The organism is Aeromonas sp. 1HA1 (assembly GCF_029237385.1).
Classification (GTDB): Bacteria; Pseudomonadota; Gammaproteobacteria; order Enterobacterales; family Aeromonadaceae; genus Aeromonas; species Aeromonas popoffii.
The window spans coordinates 44,548-61,211 of record NZ_JAACGC010000019.1; the positions used below are offsets into that span (position 1 = coordinate 44,548).

Annotated in this window: 15 protein-coding genes; 9 read left to right on the top strand and 6 right to left on the bottom strand. The window is 59.7% G+C overall.

The genetic code is table 11. From position 1 onward, the window contains the following. Positions 1 to 113: 113 nt before the first annotated feature. The 8 genes from GWQ22_RS08515 to GWQ22_RS08550 all read left to right on the top strand — a co-directional run bounded on the left by GWQ22_RS08515 (position 114) and on the right by GWQ22_RS08550 (position 9,587). The gene (locus GWQ22_RS08515; RefSeq protein ID WP_275930031.1) at positions 114 to 1,784 is read left to right on the top strand and encodes a sensor histidine kinase; all 1,671 of its coding nucleotides are present in this window, start codon (positions 114 to 116) and stop codon (positions 1,782 to 1,784) included. Continuing rightward, positions 1,781 to 2,485: a two-component system response regulator BtsR gene (btsR, locus tag GWQ22_RS08520; RefSeq protein ID WP_108536265.1), complete on the top strand. Its 705-nt coding sequence runs from the start codon at positions 1,781 to 1,783 to the stop codon at positions 2,483 to 2,485. Before GWQ22_RS08515 ends, btsR begins: the two co-directional genes overlap by 4 nt. Positions 2,486 to 2,625: 140 nt before the next feature. Further along, on the top strand, positions 2,626 to 4,041 hold the full coding sequence (locus GWQ22_RS08525; protein WP_042036743.1) for a carbon starvation protein A: 1,416 nt from the start codon (positions 2,626 to 2,628) through the stop codon (positions 4,039 to 4,041). 294 nt (positions 4,042 to 4,335) lie between these two features. After that, positions 4,336 to 4,674, top strand: coding sequence for a DUF3302 domain-containing protein (locus GWQ22_RS08530; RefSeq protein ID WP_275930032.1), 339 nt, complete (start codon positions 4,336 to 4,338; stop codon positions 4,672 to 4,674). Positions 4,675 to 4,677: 3 nt separating this feature from the next. Further along, positions 4,678 to 5,715, top strand: coding sequence for an HlyD family secretion protein (locus GWQ22_RS08535; RefSeq protein ID WP_275930033.1), 1,038 nt, complete (start codon positions 4,678 to 4,680; stop codon positions 5,713 to 5,715). Between the two features lie 100 nt (positions 5,716 to 5,815). Continuing rightward, on the top strand, positions 5,816 to 7,576 hold the full coding sequence (locus GWQ22_RS08540) for a DEAD/DEAH box helicase (protein ID WP_275930034.1): 1,761 nt from the start codon (positions 5,816 to 5,818) through the stop codon (positions 7,574 to 7,576). A 133-nt stretch (positions 7,577 to 7,709) separates the two neighbouring features. Next, positions 7,710 to 9,146, top strand: coding sequence for a D-alanyl-D-alanine carboxypeptidase/D-alanyl-D-alanine-endopeptidase (gene dacB, locus GWQ22_RS08545; protein WP_275930035.1), 1,437 nt, complete (start codon positions 7,710 to 7,712; stop codon positions 9,144 to 9,146). A 177-nt stretch (positions 9,147 to 9,323) separates the two neighbouring features. Further along, positions 9,324 to 9,587 carry a GrxA family glutaredoxin gene (locus GWQ22_RS08550; protein ID WP_042036732.1) on the top strand — a complete coding sequence of 88 codons (264 nt, stop codon included), beginning with the start codon at positions 9,324 to 9,326 and terminating at the stop codon, positions 9,585 to 9,587. A 60-nt stretch (positions 9,588 to 9,647) separates the two neighbouring features. Here the strand turns inward: GWQ22_RS08550 and GWQ22_RS08555 are convergent, their stop codons facing one another. Next, entirely contained in the window at positions 9,648 to 9,860 is a 213-nt protein-coding gene (locus tag GWQ22_RS08555; RefSeq protein ID WP_042036731.1) for a DUF1653 domain-containing protein, read from the bottom strand. A gap of 362 nt (positions 9,861 to 10,222) precedes the next feature. On the opposite strand from GWQ22_RS08555, the gene GWQ22_RS08560 reads away from it, so the two are divergent. Continuing rightward, positions 10,223 to 11,437 carry a pyridoxal phosphate-dependent aminotransferase gene (locus GWQ22_RS08560; RefSeq protein WP_029300366.1) on the top strand — a complete coding sequence of 405 codons (1,215 nt, stop codon included), beginning with the start codon at positions 10,223 to 10,225 and terminating at the stop codon, positions 11,435 to 11,437. Between the two features lie 195 nt (positions 11,438 to 11,632). Here the strand turns inward: GWQ22_RS08560 and fabV are convergent, their stop codons facing one another. From fabV to GWQ22_RS08585, 5 genes are all read right to left on the bottom strand, one after another. Next, positions 11,633 to 12,826 (bottom strand): enoyl-ACP reductase FabV, encoded by a 1,194-nt coding sequence (gene fabV / locus GWQ22_RS08565; protein WP_275930036.1) that lies wholly within the window; start codon positions 12,824 to 12,826, stop codon positions 11,633 to 11,635. Between the two features lie 229 nt (positions 12,827 to 13,055). Beyond that, positions 13,056 to 13,280, bottom strand: a complete 225-nt coding sequence (locus GWQ22_RS08570; RefSeq protein ID WP_275930037.1) for a hypothetical protein — start codon at positions 13,278 to 13,280, stop codon at positions 13,056 to 13,058. Beyond that, positions 13,277 to 15,226 carry a hypothetical protein gene (locus tag GWQ22_RS08575; protein ID WP_275930038.1) on the bottom strand — a complete coding sequence of 650 codons (1,950 nt, stop codon included), beginning with the start codon at positions 15,224 to 15,226 and terminating at the stop codon, positions 13,277 to 13,279. Before GWQ22_RS08575 ends, GWQ22_RS08570 begins: the two co-directional genes overlap by 4 nt. Positions 15,227 to 15,237: 11 nt before the next feature. Further along, complete coding sequence (locus tag GWQ22_RS08580) at positions 15,238 to 15,642, bottom strand: hypothetical protein (RefSeq protein WP_275930039.1); 405 nt, start codon at positions 15,640 to 15,642, stop codon at positions 15,238 to 15,240. Positions 15,643 to 15,644: 2 nt separating this feature from the next. After that, positions 15,645 to 16,448 carry a hypothetical protein gene (locus GWQ22_RS08585; RefSeq protein ID WP_275930040.1) on the bottom strand — a complete coding sequence of 268 codons (804 nt, stop codon included), beginning with the start codon at positions 16,446 to 16,448 and terminating at the stop codon, positions 15,645 to 15,647. Positions 16,449 to 16,664: the final 216 nt, after the last annotated feature.

Genomic DNA, 16,664 nt, shown 5'->3' on the forward strand with positions numbered 1-16,664 from the left:
TTTCTGGCAAACTTCGCCCACAATCGAACGCACCTTGCTCACAGAACAAGATCCTGATCACACTTATTCATGACTGCCGCTTTTTTCGGCACGGACTCTGAGGAACGTTTTTTATGCAGTTGATCCTCTCCCTGCTTCAACAGATGAGCGTCAGTCTGGTGATCGCCTATCTCTTCTCCAAGAGTCCGCTGCTGCGTCCCCTGGCCAACTATTCCGTCAGACTTCCTCACAAGATACTGATATACATTATTTTTTCCGGCTTTTGCATCCTCGGCACCTATGTCGGGCTCGATATCGATGATGCCATCGCCAACACCCGGGCAGTCGGCGCCGTATTGGGGGGGCTGCTGGGAGGCCCGCTGGTGGGCTTTCTGGTAGGGCTGACCGGTGGCCTGCACCGCTACACGCTAGGGGGATTTACCGATCTCGCCTGCGCCATCTCCACCACCCTTGAGGGCTTGCTGGGGGGGCTGGTGCACTGGCGGCTGATGCGCTCCGGGCGGACAGATGCCCTGTTTGAACCGCGTATCGCCTTCTTTACCACCCTCTATGCCGAGATCATGCAGATGCTGATCATCCTGCTGGTGGCCACCCCGTTCGAACAGGCTCTGCTGCTGGTGCGCACCATCGCCACCCCCATGATCCTGGCCAACTCCTGCGGTGCCGCGCTCTTTATCAGCATGATCCGCGACCAGCAGCGGATGTATGAAAAATTCTCCCGGGTCTTCTCCGCCAAAGCGCTCAATATCGCCAATCGCACGGTCGGCATCATGAGCCAGGGCTTTACCCCGGAGGCGAGCCGCAAGATTGCCCGCATCATTCAGGAGGAGACCGGCGTAGGTGCGGTCGCCATCACGGATACCGACAAGATCCTCGCTTTTATCGGCATCGGAGAAGATCACCATCTGCCAGGTACGCCCATCGCGTCAGCCACCACCATGAAGGCCATCACGCACAACAAGGTGCTGTTTGCCGATGGCAACAGCCAGCCCTATCGCTGCAGCCTCTCGCCTGCTTGCCAGCTGGGCTCTGTGCTCGTGATCCCGCTGCAGGGTGACAAGGGGGTGATCGGTACCATCAAGCTGTATGAGCCGAAGAAACGGCTGTTTCTCAAGATCAACCACACCCTGGGGGAAGGGATCGCCAACCTGCTGTCACAGCAACTGCTGGCTGGTCGGCTGGAGCAGCATCAGCGGCTGCTGGTGCAATCCGAGCTCAAGCTGATCCAGGCCCAGATCAACCCCCATTTTCTGTTCAACACCCTCAATACCATCAGTGCCATCACCCGGCGCGATCCCGACAAAGCGCGGGATTTGCTGCTGCACCTGTCGCTGTTCTTTCGCAAGAACCTCAAGCGCCAGAGCGGGCTGGCCACCCTGCAGGAGGAGCAGGAGCACTGCCAGTCTTATCTGGAGATCGAGCTAGCCCGTTTTGGCGACCGATTGACGGTGGTCAAAGAGATCCCGCTCCACCTGGCCACCTTGCGCCTGCCAAGCTTCACCCTGCAGCCGCTGATCGAAAATGCCATCAAGCACGGCATCTCGACGCTGCTGGAACAGGGGCGCATTCGCCTCTATACCGAGGAACATCCCACCAGTGTCACCATCCATGTGGAAGACAACGCCGGCGCCTGGCAAGAAAGGCCCGCCGGTGACGGTCTTGGCATGACCATCGTCGACCGACGGCTCAAGAGCGCCTTTGGCGAACGCTACGGCGTGACCATTGCGTGCGAGCCGGAGCAGTGGACCCGGGTTTCGTTCACCATCCCCAAGGAGCAACCATGATCCGCACCCTGATTGTTGATGACGAACATTACGCCCGCGAGGAGCTGAAACTGCACCTTGCCAGCGATCCCGCCATCGAGATAGTCGGTGAAGCGGCCAACGCCATCGAGGCGCTGCCACTGATCCAGCGGCTCAAACCGGATGTGGTGTTTCTCGACATCCAGATGCCCAAGCTGAGCGGCATGGAACTGGTGGCCATGCTCGATCCCCTGCCCCGCATCGTGTTTGTCACCGCCTTCGACGAGTATGCCATTCAGGCATTTGAGGAGAACGCCTTCGACTACCTGCTCAAACCGGTGGAACCGGCACGGCTGGCCAAGACGCTGGCTCGCCTCAAGCAGGATATCTCCCCGCAGCCGGTCGAGCGGCTGGCCCCCACCATCGAACACATTCCGGGCTATCTGCACAATCGGGTACGGCTGCTGCCGATCGCTCAGGTGGAGTATGCCTTTTCCGATCTCGGCGGCGTCCACGTTGCTTGTCAGGGGGAGCTGTTCCACACCCAGCTCACCCTCAAATCCCTGGAGGAAAAGAGCCTCCTGTTGCGTTGTCACCGCCAGTACCTGGTCTCCCCCAAGGCCATCTTCGAGATCCGGCTGCTGGATAACCAGCTGGCGGAGATCCTCACGCCGAGCGGCGCCCGGGTGCCGGTCAGCCGTCGCTATCTCAAGGAGCTAAAGGATCAACTGGGGCTGGACTGACCCAGGGAATGTGCGCCTGATCACAGCCGCTGACCACTCGGCGCGCCAAAGCGCCACTCGGGAGGTTTCGCCTGCCAGAGAGAAGCAAGCGTTTTAAACTCGCGACGCATACTAAAAAATAACAATGCAGGAGCGTAGTAATGATCTGGTTCTTCCTATGTGTCGGCCTACTTGTCGCCGGCTATTTCATATATGGCAAATTCATCGAGCGGATATTCGGCCCGAAACCCGAGCGCGCCACCCCCGCCATCACCATGGCTGACGGGGTGGACTATGTCCCCATGTCGGACAAAAAAGTCTATCTGGTACAACTGCTCAACATCGCAGGCGTCGGCCCCATCTTCGGTCCCATCCTCGGTGCCCTCTACGGCCCGGTCGCCATGCTGTGGATCGTGTTTGGCTGCATCTTCGCCGGCGCAGTACACGACTACTTCTCCGGCATGCTGTCAGTGCGCGCCAAGGGCGCCTCGGTACCGACCGTGGTCGGCGAACATCTGGGCACCGTCGCCAAGCACTTCATGAACCTGTTTGCCGTGGTACTGCTGATGCTGGTTGGCGTGGTGTTCGTGCTGAGCCCGGCAGGCTTGCTCGCCAACCTCACCTCCACCGATATGGTCTACTGGATTGTGGCGATTTTTGCCTACTACATCCTGGCGACCATAGTCCCCATCGACAAGATCATCGGCCGTTTCTACCCCATCTTCGGCGCACTGCTGGTGTTCATGTCAGTCGGCCTTATCATTGGTCTGATTGTCTCCGGCAAAGGCTTCTACAACACAGGGATGGACTTCTCCAACCTGCACCCGACCGAGTTGCCGCTGTGGCCGCTGCTGTTCATCACCATCGCCTGTGGCGCGGTATCGGGCTTTCACGCCACCCAGTCACCGCTGATGGCTCGCTGCATGCAGAACGAAAAATCCGGTCGCTTCATCTTCTACGGCGCAATGATCGGTGAAGGGATCATCGCTCTCATCTGGTGTACCCTGGGTCTCTCCTTCTACGACAGTACCGAAGCGCTCAACGCCACCATGGCCAACGGCGGTCCGGCGGCTGTGGTACATGAAGTCTCCACCAGCCTGCTCGGCACCGTGGGCGGCATCCTCGCCATCCTCGGCGTGGTGATCCTGCCCATCACCTCCGGCGATACCGCGTTTCGCAGTGCTCGCCTGATCGTGGCGGACTTCCTCAAGATGACCCAGAGGCCGCTGGTCAAGCGTCTGCTGATCGCCATCCCCATGTTCATCCTTGGTTTCATCATCTCCAAGGCCGAGTTCGGGGTGATCTGGCGCTACTTTGGCTGGGCCAACCAGACCACGGCCGTCATCATGCTGTGGACTGCGGCGGCCTATCTGGCCAAAGAAGGCAAGCTGCACTGGGTCTGCACCATCCCTGCCATGTTTATGACCGCCGTGGTGTTTACCTATCTGGCCAACGCCCCTATAGGTTTCGGGTTGGAAATGGGCATCTCCACCATCATAGGCCTCATCTGCACCCTGGTGACGACGGTGGCCTTCCTGGTGAAATTCAGACCGGCACTGGTGAGCAGCACCAGCTAACGTTGACCGATTCAAACACTGAAACAAAGGGAGCCATTTAGGCTCCTTTTTCATTACTCATTTCACGCCAGTGATGCCATACTCCTCCAGTAAGTGATTGTCATCGATAGGACTTTTTTGGACTTGCGACGTATGGCACACCATACTGTTTGACGACTTCAGACTCACTTAAGCTCCAGTACAACAATGTTGCTTAAGATGCCGTCCTCAAAACCGATAAACGTGTGATTCCCCATTGCTTTATAAAAAATGGAATCCAATGATTGGTTGTATATCAAACCTCTGGAGACCCCCATGTTCCTTGATTATTTTGCCCTTGGCCTGCTCTTTTTCGTCGGGCTGGTCATGTTCTACGGGATCATAGTGATCCACGACATTCCTTATGAAATAGCCAAACACCGGCAGCACCCCCATCAGGATGCCATCCACGTGGCGGGATGGGTCAGTCTGTTTACCCTGCATGTACTCTGGCCATTCCTCTGGATCTGGGCCACCCTCTATCGCCCCGAGCGGGGATGGGGCTTCAACCAGCGCCTTAAACAGGATGAGGACGAGATACAACTGCTCAAGCAGGAACTCACCGATCTCAAGACGCGCATCAACACCATCGAACAGACTGAACAACAGGGATAAATTATGGACCTGCTACTGATCCTGACCTACACAGCACTGTGCGTGGCCGTGTTCAAGATTTTCCGCATTCCGCTCAACAAGTGGACAGTGCCCACCGCGGCACTGGGCGGGGTGCTCATCATAGGTACACTGATCATACTGATGAACTACAACCACCCCTACTCGGAAATGGCGCGCAATTACTACGTCTCCACCCCCATAGTGCCGCTGGTGAAGGGTCGTGTGGCCGAGGTGTCGGTCAAGCCGAATCAGAAGGTGAAACAAGGGGATGTACTGTTTCGTATTGAGGCCGAGCCGTTCGAGCAACAGGTTGCCAGCCTGCAGGCGCGACTCCAGTCCAATCAGGATCACGTCAAATCCATCCAGGCCAGGCTGAGATCCGCCAGGCTGGATCTCGGTCGCTTCCAGGAGCTGGTGCGCCGTGGTATCGGCAAGCAGCGGGATCTCGACGTGAGCCAGGCCAATGTCGACGATCTGGTCTCCCAGCGGGATCAGCAGCAAGCCCTGTTCAACGATATTCAAGCTCAGCTGAAGAAGGCTCAGTATGACCTCGAGCAGACTGTCGTCCACGCCCCCTCGGATGGCTTCGTGCTGCAACTGGCGCTCCGTCCCGGCATGATTGCCACTCCCTACCTCTACCGCCCCGTCATGACCTTCGTGCACCAAAACGAGAACTACTATGCGGGCTGGTTCTGGCAAAACAGCATGCAACGGCTGGCCATCGGCGATGAGGCCGAGGTGGTGATAGACGGCATCCCGGGCAAGATCTTCAAGGGGGAAGTGACCATAGTGTTGCCCGCTATCGCCGCCGGTAACGTGCAGGCCAACATGGGGCTGCTGGATCAGAGCACGGCCCAGCGCCCGGGCCGCCTGCCAGTCACCATCAAAATCACCGACCCCGAGTGGCCCAAGTATCAGGTGATCGCCGGGGCCAGCGGTCAGGCCGCCATCTATACCCAGCATTTCCACCACGTCGCCGTGATGCGCAAGGTGCTGCTGCGCATGGCGAGCTGGATGAACTACGTTTTCCCCTTCCATTAATCAACGCAACACTCCCAGCGGGCCGGCATCATGCCGGCCCGCTATTTTTGTGGCGCCAAGACCCCTATAATGGCGCCATCCTGCACCACAGCCGTTCCCCATGTTCGTTCTCAGACCCTATCAAACCGACGCCGTCAATGCCGTGATCAGCCACTTTCGCCAGCACCCGGACCCCGCCGTGGTGGTGCTGCCCACCGGCGCCGGCAAGAGTCTGGTGATCGCCGAGCTGGCCCGCAAGGCGCGCGGTCGGGTACTGGTGCTGGCCCACGTCAAGGAGCTGGTGGAGCAGAACCACGCCAAGTACGAGGCGTGGGGGCTCAAGGCCGATATCTTTGCCGCAGGCCTCGCCCGCAAGGAGGCGAGCGCGCAGGTGGTGTTTGGCTCGGTGCAATCGGTCGCCCGCAATCTGGCGGCCTTCGACGGCGCTTTCTCGCTGCTCATCATCGACGAGTGTCATCGGGTTTCGCTCGATGATGACAGCCAGTACCATCAGGTGATCGAGCATCTCAAGGCCGCCAATCCGGCCCTCAAAATTCTGGGTCTCACCGCCACCCCCTATCGGCTGGGGCTGGGCTGGATCTACCGGCGCCACTACCATGGCATGGTGAAGAGTCACGGCGAGCGACTGTTTGGCGACTGCGTGTTCGAGCTGCCCCTGCGCTTCATGGTGAAAAACGGCTACCTGACGCCACCCCGTCTCGTCGATGCCCCCATCGTCCACTATGACTTCAGCAAGCTGGTGGCGCGGGAGAACGGCCTGTTCAGCGAGGCGGATCTCAATGGCGAGCTCAAACGCCAGCAGCGGGTCACCCCCCATATCCTGAGCCAGGTGCTGGAGTACGCCGCCGACCGGCAAGGAGTGATGATCTTCGCCGCCACCGTCGAGCATGCCAGCGAGATCCACGGCCTGCTCGGCGCCAAAGGGGAGCAAGCGGCCCTGATCACCGGCGAGACGCCGGGCCCGGAGCGCGACGCCCTGATCCATGCCTTCAAGGCGCGAGAGCTCAAGTTTCTGGTCAATGTGGCCGTGCTCACCACCGGCTTCGATGCCCCCCACGTGGATCTCATCGTCATGCTGCGCCCCACCGAGTCGGTCTCGCTCTATCAACAGATCGTCGGCCGCGGCCTGCGCCTCTCGCCGGGCAAGGCCGATTGTCTGGTGCTCGACTATGCGGGCAACAACTTCAATCTGTTTGCCCCCGAGGTGGGGGAGCCCAGGCCTCACGCCGGCACCGAGCCGGTGCAGGTGCCCTGCCCCGCCTGCGGCTTTGCCAACACCTTCTGGGGTAAAACCGATGAGGATGGCAAGGTGATTGAGCACTACGGTCGCCGCTGTCAGGGCTTGTTTGAAGATGACGAGGGCAACCGCGAGGAGTGCGACTACCGCTTTCGGTCAAAAATTTGCCCCGCCTGCGGCGCCGAAAACGACATCGCCGCCCGCCGCTGCCAGAGCTGCGATCAGCTGCTGGTGGATCCGGACGACAAACTCAAAGAAGCCCTCAATCTCAAAGATTGCATGGTCATTCGCTGCGCGGGGCTGACCCTCACCGCAGGGCGCGGCAAACAGGGGGAACGGCTGGAGGTGACCTACCACGATGAGGATGGTCTGACCCTGAGTGAATACTTCGGTTTTCACTCCCCGGGCGCACAACGCTTGTTTCAACAGCGCTTTGTGCGTCATCATTGGCCCGCCCCGGGGCTGGAGCCCGAATTCACCACCCTGGCGAGCGTGCTGGCCGCGCAAAGTCAGTTCCGTCATCCGGATTTTGTCATCGCCCGCAAATCGGGCCGTTTTTGGCAGATAAAAGAGAAGATTTTTGATTATGACGGCCGCTATCGCACCGCCAACTCGATGGCGTGATAGTCACTGGCGACCGGCATAAATGGCATGAATTGCGTTACCCCCGTCGATTTCGCATCGACGGGTAACACCAGGTTGAATTATCAGGGTCGGCATCGCACTGCCGACACCCTTCGTCACGTTAGAGGATCTTATGCAGCGGCTGTTGATTGGTTTTTGTGCTCTCTTTTCTCTGGCGGCCCAGGCCGCCCCGCTGACGCCCCCTCAGGGTGGCCAGTACGCCATCATAGTGCAGGGCAATAACGGCGTTGAGTTTGCCCGTCATGCGGATCAGATGATCGCCCCCGCCTCCACCATGAAGGTGCTTACCGCATTGGCCGCCCGCCTCGAGCTCGGGGCCGATTTTCGCTTTGCCACCGACATTCAGACCCAGCCGGGCGCCAAACAGGGTGACACTATCAAAGGCGACATCTGGATCAACTTCGTCGGCGACCCCACCCTCTCCCGAATGGATCTGCTGGCGCTGTTCAAACAGCTCGGCGTCACCCACATCAAGGGCAATGTCTACGTCAACACCGGCGCCTACAACGGCTACGAGCGCGGCAACGGCTGGTCGTGGGGGGATCAGACCCTCTGCTTCGCTGCTCCGGTCTCGTCTGTCATCATCGACAAGAACTGCGCCTATGGCACCATCACCGCTACCCAGATTGGCAAACCCGCCACCGGCAATGTGGCCACTGGCGTGGCCATCGGCATCGGTGCCGACAATGTGGAAGTGATGAGCTACGGTGACATGGCGCGCCAGTTCTGCGCACTGGAAGTGGACATGGCCAAGGGCAACTTCTACGAGCTCAAGGGCTGTATTACCCCGAACAAGGAGCCTCAGGGTCTGCGTTTCGCCATCCATGACGTGGAAGCCTGGGGCTGGGACAACATCCGCTGGGCGATGAACCGGGCCGGCATCAAGCACGAGGGGCTGCTGCGAGTGACCCACAAGGCACCGATCGGCGCCGAGACGCTGGGCACCCACTATTCTGTCTCATTGCCCATCATGCTCTCCAAGATGTTGAAAAAATCTGACAACCTCTACGCCGACACCTTCCTCAAAACCGTGGGCCGTCACTACTACAACAAGCCGGGCAGCTATCGCAGCGGCACCATGGCAGTGCGTGCCATCCTGACCAAAAACGGTATCGATCTGGGCAACGCCACCCTGGCCGACGGCTCGGGTCTCTCGGCCCACAACCTCATCAGCGCCCGCCAGATGCTGTCGGTGCTCAACTTCATCCAGAAAAACGATGCCGAACTCGGTCTCATCAAGTTGCTGCCCAGCTCTCAGGTGGATGGCACCCTGGCCTGGCGCCGCAGCGTCACCGCCCCCATGATGAAAAACAAGGTGCATGCCAAAACCGGCACCATCACCGGCACCTCCAATCTGGCCGGCTTCATCGATACCGCAGGCGGCCAGCGCAAGGCCTTCGTGATGTTCCAGCGCGGCCTGTCGCAGGATCCCGCCACCCATGAGCGCTACCGTGCCAGCAAGGCCGCCTGGCCATGGACAGTGTTCGAGAAAGGGGTGCTTGAGAGCATCTATCAACAGCAGCCGATCCAGATTGCCGAGCCGCAGTGAGCTGCTGAGGATCGGGGGGCAACCATCGCCATATCGCCGACCCGCGATGCGGCAATAGGCCCACTCGAATCACGGTATCGATAATTTCGGCTTCAAGTCGCCACGAGGCATGGCTATGCTGTTGCCGGCCTCATATCAACGGCCATACAAAAACGGCTTAAAGAACGGAGAATAAATATGTTTGCAGTGATTTTTGGTCGCCCGGGTTGCCCCTACTGTGTCCGTGCCGTACAGGTCGCCGAGCAGCTGACCGAGCAGCGCGATGACTTCAAATTCCGCTACGTGGACATCCACGCCGAAGGCATCACCAAAGAAGATCTGGCCAAGAGCGCCGGCAAGCCGGTCAATACCGTGCCGCAAATCTTCCTGGACGAGCAGCACCTTGGTGGCTGCACCGATTTCGAAGCCTATGCCAAAGAGAACCTGGGTCTCTACCAGTAAGCTCCCCCGCATGGGAAAAAGGCGCCTGATGGCGCCTTTTTTGATGGTGCAAACCGCCGTTCAGCCCGCGGTCGGGGTGAAGCGGCTCACCACCTGCCCCTGATGCTCGATCCACTCCATGAACAGGGCGACAGGACGGGCATAGACAACCCCATCCTGCTCGGATTGATAGATCACCAGCGGCTCCCGGGTTTCGGTGTGCAGGGCCAGGGTGAGCACCTGATAAAACCCTCCCTTGAAGTGGCGATAACGGCCGGGCGCGGGTGCGTGCATGGAAATACCTCAACAGATGACCAAAATGGGCCCATCAACGACGCGCCAAGGCGCCACACAGGAGACAAGCCACGACTTTTTATCGCAAGCCAATCGTGCCATTGGATGCGAATATTTCAACACAGTTGGGCAACTTTGTTAATCAGCCCCTCATCTTTCACTAGTGAACCTCGGCTCACACAAACGATTGTGCTGAATTTAACGTTTCAGCAACCCTGTTTGAAGGCTAAAAATCAGGGAATTCTACTAATAATAAGATTGTTCTAGCATTCAATTCTGTGAAGAATAGAGGAAAAGAAATTTGATACTAAAAATCGCCTTTTTCGCCAACGCGTCCCCACGGGGAAGGAAGCACACTCACCATGTTCACTATCGACAAGTCGCACAAGCTCGACGATGTCTGCTATGACATTCGCGGCCCGGTGCATAAAGAGGCTCGCCGTCTCGAAGACGAAGGCCACCGCATTATCAAGCTCAATATCGGCAACCCGGCCCCGTTCGGTTTCGATGCGCCGGAAGAGATCATCAAGGATGTGATCCTCAACATGCCGCTGAGTCAGGGCTACTGCGATTCCAAGGGGCTCTTCTCGGCCCGCAAGGCGGTGATGCAGTACTACCAGCAAAAAGGGATGCGCAAGGTCGATATCGATGATATCTACATCGGCAATGGCGCGAGCGAACTGATCGTGATGGCGATGCAGGCGCTGCTCAACAACGGCGACGAGATGCTGGTGCCCTCCCCCGACTACCCGCTCTGGACTGCCGCCGTCACCCTCTCCGGTGGTCATGCGGTGCACTATCGCTGCGACGAAGGCGCCGACTGGTATCCGGATCTCGACGATATCCGCGCCCGTATCACGCCGCGCACCCGCGGCCTGGTGCTGATCAACCCCAACAACCCGACCGGCGCCGTCTACGGCAGCGAGTTCCTGCTGGAGGTGATCGAAATCGCCCGCCAGCACAACCTCATCATCTTCGCCGACGAGATCTATGACAAGATCCTCTACGACGACATCTCTCACACCAGCGTCTGCACCCTGTGTGACGATGTGATGGTGGTGACCTTCAACGGTCTATCCAAGGCCTACCGTGCCTGTGGCTTCCGTCAGGGCTGGATGGTCATTACCGGCCCCAAGGGCCGTGCCAAGGGGTATATCGAGGGGCTGGAGATGCTGGCCTCCATGCGGCTGTGTGCCAACGTGCCGATGCAGCACGCCATCCAGACCGCGCTCGGCGGCTACCAGAGCATCAACGAGCTGATCCTGCCGGGCGGCCGCCTGCGCCGTCAGCGGGACAAGGCGTGGGAGCTGCTCAACGAGATCCCCGGCGTCTCCTGCGTCAAGCCCAAGGGGGCGCTCTACATGTTCCCGCGCCTGGATCCCAAGGTGTATGACATTCGCGATGACCAGAAGATGGTGTTCGACCTGCTGCAGCAAGAGAAACTGCTGCTGGTGCAGGGCACCGGCTTCAACTGGCCGGCGCCGGATCACTTCCGGCTGGTGTTCCTGCCCCGTGAAGAGGAGCTGGAAGAGGCCATTGGTCGCCTCGCCCGCTTCCTCAAGGGTTACAAGCAGTAAGCACAACTCATCGCAATAAAAAGGCTCCTTTGGAGCCTTTTTTCATCTTGCGCGCCATGATGCTGGCAACCAATGTGGCGCTATCCCTCTCACGACCATAGTGCGAGGCAACCACGCCACCGCCACACCATTGCGTTGATAAAAAAAGCCCCCTCTTTTTCCAAAGAGGGGGCCCTGTTTTCGCTTGCGTCAGGATCAGAGCTCGACCACGTCGAATGTCACGTCCGGGTTGACATCCGCCTCGTAATCCACCTCGGCCAGACCGAAACCGAACAGGCGCAGGAACTCCTGCTTGTAGCCGGTGTAGTCGGTCAGATCGGAGAGATTTTCGCTGGTGATGGAGGGCCACAGATCGCGGCAGGTCTGCTGCACGTCATCACGCAGTTCCCAGTCATCCATACGGATGCGGGCCTGCTCGTCCAGTACCAACGCCTCCCCGTAGAGACGGGTGCGCATCATGCGATCCACCTGCTCCATGCAGCCCTCGTGAATGCCCTTCTCTTTCATGATCTTGAAGGCCATGGAGATATAGAGCGGCATCACCGGAATGGCGGAAGAGGCCTGGGTCACCACGGATTTCAGCACGGCCACGTGGGCGGTGCCGCCCTTGGCAGCCAGATCGCCACGGATGGCGGTAGCGGCGCGGTCCAGATCTTCCTTGGCGCGGCCCAGAGTGCCATGCCAGTAGATGGGCCAGGTCAGATCGGTGCCGATGTAGGAGTAAGCGACGGACTTGGCGCCGTCGGCCAGCACACCCGCGTCACGCAGGGCAGCCATCCACAGCTCCCAATCCTGACCGCCCATCACTGTGATGGTGTTCTGGATCTCTTCCTCGTTCGCCGGCTCGACGGTGGCGGTGATGATCTGATCCTTGTTGGTATCGATGGCGGTGGTGGTATAGACCTCACCGATCGGTTTGAGGGCAGAACGCACGACTTCACCGGTTTGTGGCATCTTGCGCACTGGTGAGGCCAGGGAGTAGACCACCAGATCAATTTGACCCAGATCGGCCTTGATGAGCTCGATCACCTTGGCGCGGCACTCGTTGGAGAAGGCATCGCCGTTGACGCTTTTCGCATACAAACCAGCCTCTTTGGCGGCCTTGTCGAAGGCGGCTGAGTTGTACCAACCGGCGGAGCCCGTCTTGGTCTCGGTGCTCGGCTTTTCGAAGAAGACGCCAATGGTGGCAGCGCCGCTACCAAAGGCAGTGGCAATCCTGGAGGCCAGACCATAACCGGTGGAGGCGCCTATCACCAGCACCCGCTTGGGGCCATTGGCAATCATGCCCTGCTCTTGGGTGTAAGCGATCTGGCGACGAACATTGGCCTCACAGCCAACCGGGTGAGTGGTGGTGCAGATAAAGCCGCGAACCTTGGGTTTGATAATCATATGGGGGTCTCGGATCCGTTAAATGGATGAAATCGGTGCATAAGATACCTCATCTTGCCATGATAGGGTGCTCTGATGTGTTGAACTGCGGGGAAAATGAACAGATTCATGTAGCCCGCCGCCGAAAATGAAAAAGAGTTACGGGGAAAATGAGAAACTACCAGCCCAGTAGTTTATCAAACTTGGTGGCACCGGAATCGCTGAGTGTGATAAGCCGGTTAAACCGGCATTAAACCTCTATCTCATAGGTCGGTAAATCCGGCGCCTCTCCTGCCAGCTCCCCTCCCCTGTAAAATGCCTTCTTGCCGATGGCTACCCCGGTGCCCCCTACTGTGACTGTCCCGCCCGCCAACGCAGTGAGAGTGGTGGTCGTGGTGCCTACTGCTGTTACGGTACCAACCAACAAGGGATCAGCGCCGGGCACCAGCTCCAGGAATCGCTTAAACAGGTTCATACAAATCGCTCCACACTCAGCTGCTGGCGTACCGTCATGGCCCTATTCTGCAGCGCAGCAGAGACCCTGACGCCCCGGTTGTAGCCCTTCCAACCATCCACGGCGAGCAGAGCGCCCGGTAAGATCAAACCGGTATCAGCAGACAACGGCAGCTCGATGGTCTGAGTGCGCCTGGGCATGGTCTTGGCCAGCCCCACCACACCTTGGGCACGGGCTGCCGTCACATCACATACCAGCGGGTGGGTAATAGTCGGCGCTTGCTGTTCGCCAGCCGTCCCCTGGCGTACCACCCGCGCACTGATGCCCTGGTGGCCACCGCTGACCCAGATCCCGTTGGCGGCATGACCCGGCTGGAAGTCACTGCCCAAGGTGGTAATGATGGCTCTGGGGATCGCCACATCGGCCACAGCAGTATCAAGCTGCCACGGCACTGCGGGATAACGCGGCTTGATGACCAGATGACGGTTGCGCTGGTGTGGCAGCACAAAGCCACCGGCCGCCTCGGCCAGGTACCTGACCACCTCGATCGGGGTCTGGTTATCCAGGCTAAAGAACCCGGCAGGTACCAACCAGTCAGCCGCTTGCCAATCCAGCGTCCAACCCACCGGCAATACGGCCGCAGCCAGTTGGGCCATGGTCGCGGCAGCAGGCTCACTCACCGCCTGCGCCAATACATGGGTTGGCGACAAGTAAGCTGTACGCGAGCGGCCGGTCAGCGTTGCCGACTCGCGGCCAAAGCTCTGGCTCGATTGCCAGCCATCGCACACGCAGTCCCATTGCTGACCGTTGATATGAATGCTGACCTCTTCCTCATCGGTCAACGCAGCCGCCGCGATACGGGGGATTTGAGCGCTGAACTGCCATGCCCAGGAGTCGGTATCGAGCTCGATACTCACCGCAGTGGCCGGGATATCGAGCCCATCGCGTACCCGCACGATCTTCGCTGTATTGCTCACCAGATAAACCCTCCGGGTTGGAATGACGATTGCCGCATCACTGCCCTGCCAGACAAACTCCAGCTCTGCTGTGTCGCGCTTGCGCCCGAACGCCAAGCGCAGCACCCGCTTATCGGGGCGGATGGGTGGCTTGGGTGGTTCTGGCAGTGGCGTCTTGCCCTTGGGTGGCCACATGGCCTCGTCCCAGCCATCACGCCAGCCCTCTATCAGCGGCTTGCCGTGGTGCCAGGCTTGAGCGGCCACCCCCTTACCGATGGGGATGCCCTCTTGCCACTGGTCAGCCTGCCAAGCCTTGTCAAAGCGCGGCGGGTTGGTGAACCCGACCAGGCGCCAGCTGCCAACCGGCGCCGCCTCAACCCATAGGGAGTGATTCGCCACATGGCCAGCGGCCAGGCTGTCATAGCCCTGGCGGCTCTGCTGGCTGACCGGCAGCCCCTCGGCAAAGCGCTGTTGATTGGCCATGAACGTCTGGGGCATCTGCTCGCCCAGCTCAGCCACCGGCTGCTGATGCGCGGCGGCCTGTTGCCACAGGTCGCGGCTGGTTGCCCGCTCGGTGCCTGCCTTCTGCCATTCGCTACTGAGGTGCCGGGAATGGCTATCCGCCCGCTCCCAAGCATCCCCCATTGCACTGGCAGGGCCTCGGAATACGTTCTGGTCATACTCCCCGGCGATCACCGGTACCGGGGCGCGGGATGTGCTGGCCATGACGCACTCAATGACGAACGTGCCGACCAGTTCCCCCCGGCTATGGGTATGGCTGCTCAGCCGCCCCGGCAACACCACCGAACCGCCCAGCTGAGCACTGGTGCGATGCGGGGCGCCAGCCAATACCGATGCCAGCACCAGCCCTGGTGACGCGCTCAGGCGCGGCGGCATGGTGGTACCGTTAAGGATGCCGACCAGCCGCACCACCTCAGACTGATTCAGCTCCAGCTGGCCGGTGCTGTTCCTGGCCTTGCGTAGTTCTAAGCTCGCATCCTTTCTGGCCATGGGGCCCCCGGTTACGGTTCAGTGATGGTGGCGGTATTGATGCGGATCAGCGCACCGGCAAAAAACTCCGCTGCTGGCAGCTCCAGATCGGCGCCGCTGCCCGGCACCCCGACATAGAGATCCGCCACAAAGGCCCCATCCCGGTCAACAATGCGCCCCCAGGTGGGGGCGCCGCTGGCGGTGGCCATCTGCTCGGCCAGGGGTTTCAGGGTCAGCACCCCACCGCTGATCGTCTTGGCGCAAGGGTGGTTGAACGTGAGCACCACCAGAGCCAGCTGGTCGGTGATGGCCGCCCCTGGCGCCGGTTTGGTGCCGGTGTAGATGGTCAGCTTGGCACTGGCCCCGCTGCCCGTATCAATGGCCGTGGCCAATAACTGGGCGCGACTGGTGCGCAGCCCTTCGGCATAGGAGATCATGATTATTTCCTCTTGAGCGGGGCAATCATGGGGAACGGCGCAGGCGCCACGCCTCCGCCAGGCGGGTAGGGTTTCGGCGCCTGATAGTCGGCGGCCACGGCGTTGTAGTCGGCAGGGCCAAAGGCGGGGTCGTCCTGAGCGACCAACATATAACGCTTGTTCAGCCACAGCAGATCGAACCGATAGACCCCATCCGATGCGCGGCTGTAGGTCTCTCCAACCAGCTCGCCATCCTGGGTGAAGCAGAGCACCCGGCGCCGCACTCCCACCCCGCTGATGGTCACGGTGCTCTCGATATAGCCCTGCTCCACGTTGCGTACCCCATCGCGGATCCAGAAATAGTCCCGCCCTTTGCAGAGCGGATATTGGGTCTGTTGCAGGAGGTTGACCGGCCCCGCATACATCGGCGGGGTGCCGCGCCATGCCACATCTTGTGGCAGGAATTGGCTACGCGACTCTTGGTTGGCTGCAACGGCGGTGATGGTATGGCGATATACCAGATAGGCGTATTCAGCCAACAATGGGGTGAACTCGGTGCCTATGGTGGCCAACGTCTGCCCAGGATGTAGCTCTACCCAGATCCGGCTCTTTGGTGAGGCAATAAACTGCGATGAACGCACCACCACCTTGGTCTGGTAGTAACCGAACACCTGGCCATTGATGGCCGCCAAGCCCAGAAAGGGGGCATCGGTTGATCCCTCGGACGTTACTCCCCCCACCTTCAACTTGGCCACGCCATTGAGGTAAGCCAGCTTGGCAACCACGGCGCCAGCCGCATCAAACAGCACTCCCGTTTGGCCTGGCAAAATATTTCTAGCCCAGGCGTAGGATGGCGCCGAGCCAGAAGCAACCAGCCCAACCCCAGGTTGATGGGCAATAGCGGCACCAGCTGGCAAGAGCTATTGTCAAATCTGGTGTATGGAGTCGGTCAGGCGGCATTCCTGTCTGACTCATCCAGCACCTGTACTCCGTCCTTGAATTTCACGTTGTTTACCACCAACGTCAGCAGCACAAATCCCTTG

What these genes read in the sequence shown, in the direction of transcription:
- GWQ22_RS08515 (WP_275930031.1), top strand. Translation starts at nt 114, where the DNA reads ATGCAGTTGATCCTCTCCCTGCTTCAACAGATGAGCGTCAGTCTGGTG.
- btsR (WP_108536265.1), top strand. Translation starts at nt 1,781, where the DNA reads ATGATCCGCACCCTGATTGTTGATGACGAACATTACGCCCGCGAGGAG.
- GWQ22_RS08525 (WP_042036743.1), top strand. Translation starts at nt 2,626, where the DNA reads ATGATCTGGTTCTTCCTATGTGTCGGCCTACTTGTCGCCGGCTATTTC.
- GWQ22_RS08530 (WP_275930032.1), top strand. Translation starts at nt 4,336, where the DNA reads ATGTTCCTTGATTATTTTGCCCTTGGCCTGCTCTTTTTCGTCGGGCTG.
- GWQ22_RS08535 (WP_275930033.1), top strand. Translation starts at nt 4,678, where the DNA reads ATGGACCTGCTACTGATCCTGACCTACACAGCACTGTGCGTGGCCGTG.
- GWQ22_RS08540 (WP_275930034.1), top strand. Translation starts at nt 5,816, where the DNA reads ATGTTCGTTCTCAGACCCTATCAAACCGACGCCGTCAATGCCGTGATC.
- dacB (WP_275930035.1), top strand. Translation starts at nt 7,710, where the DNA reads ATGCAGCGGCTGTTGATTGGTTTTTGTGCTCTCTTTTCTCTGGCGGCC.
- GWQ22_RS08550 (WP_042036732.1), top strand. Translation starts at nt 9,324, where the DNA reads ATGTTTGCAGTGATTTTTGGTCGCCCGGGTTGCCCCTACTGTGTCCGT.
- GWQ22_RS08555 (WP_042036731.1), bottom strand. Translation starts at nt 9,860, where the DNA reads ATGCACGCACCCGCGCCCGGCCGTTATCGCCACTTCAAGGGAGGGTTT.
- GWQ22_RS08560 (WP_029300366.1), top strand. Translation starts at nt 10,223, where the DNA reads ATGTTCACTATCGACAAGTCGCACAAGCTCGACGATGTCTGCTATGAC.
- fabV (WP_275930036.1), bottom strand. Translation starts at nt 12,826, where the DNA reads ATGATTATCAAACCCAAGGTTCGCGGCTTTATCTGCACCACCACTCAC.
- GWQ22_RS08570 (WP_275930037.1), bottom strand. Translation starts at nt 13,280, where the DNA reads ATGAACCTGTTTAAGCGATTCCTGGAGCTGGTGCCCGGCGCTGATCCC.
- GWQ22_RS08575 (WP_275930038.1), bottom strand. Translation starts at nt 15,226, where the DNA reads ATGGCCAGAAAGGATGCGAGCTTAGAACTACGCAAGGCCAGGAACAGC.
- GWQ22_RS08580 (WP_275930039.1), bottom strand. Translation starts at nt 15,642, where the DNA reads ATGATCTCCTATGCCGAAGGGCTGCGCACCAGTCGCGCCCAGTTATTG.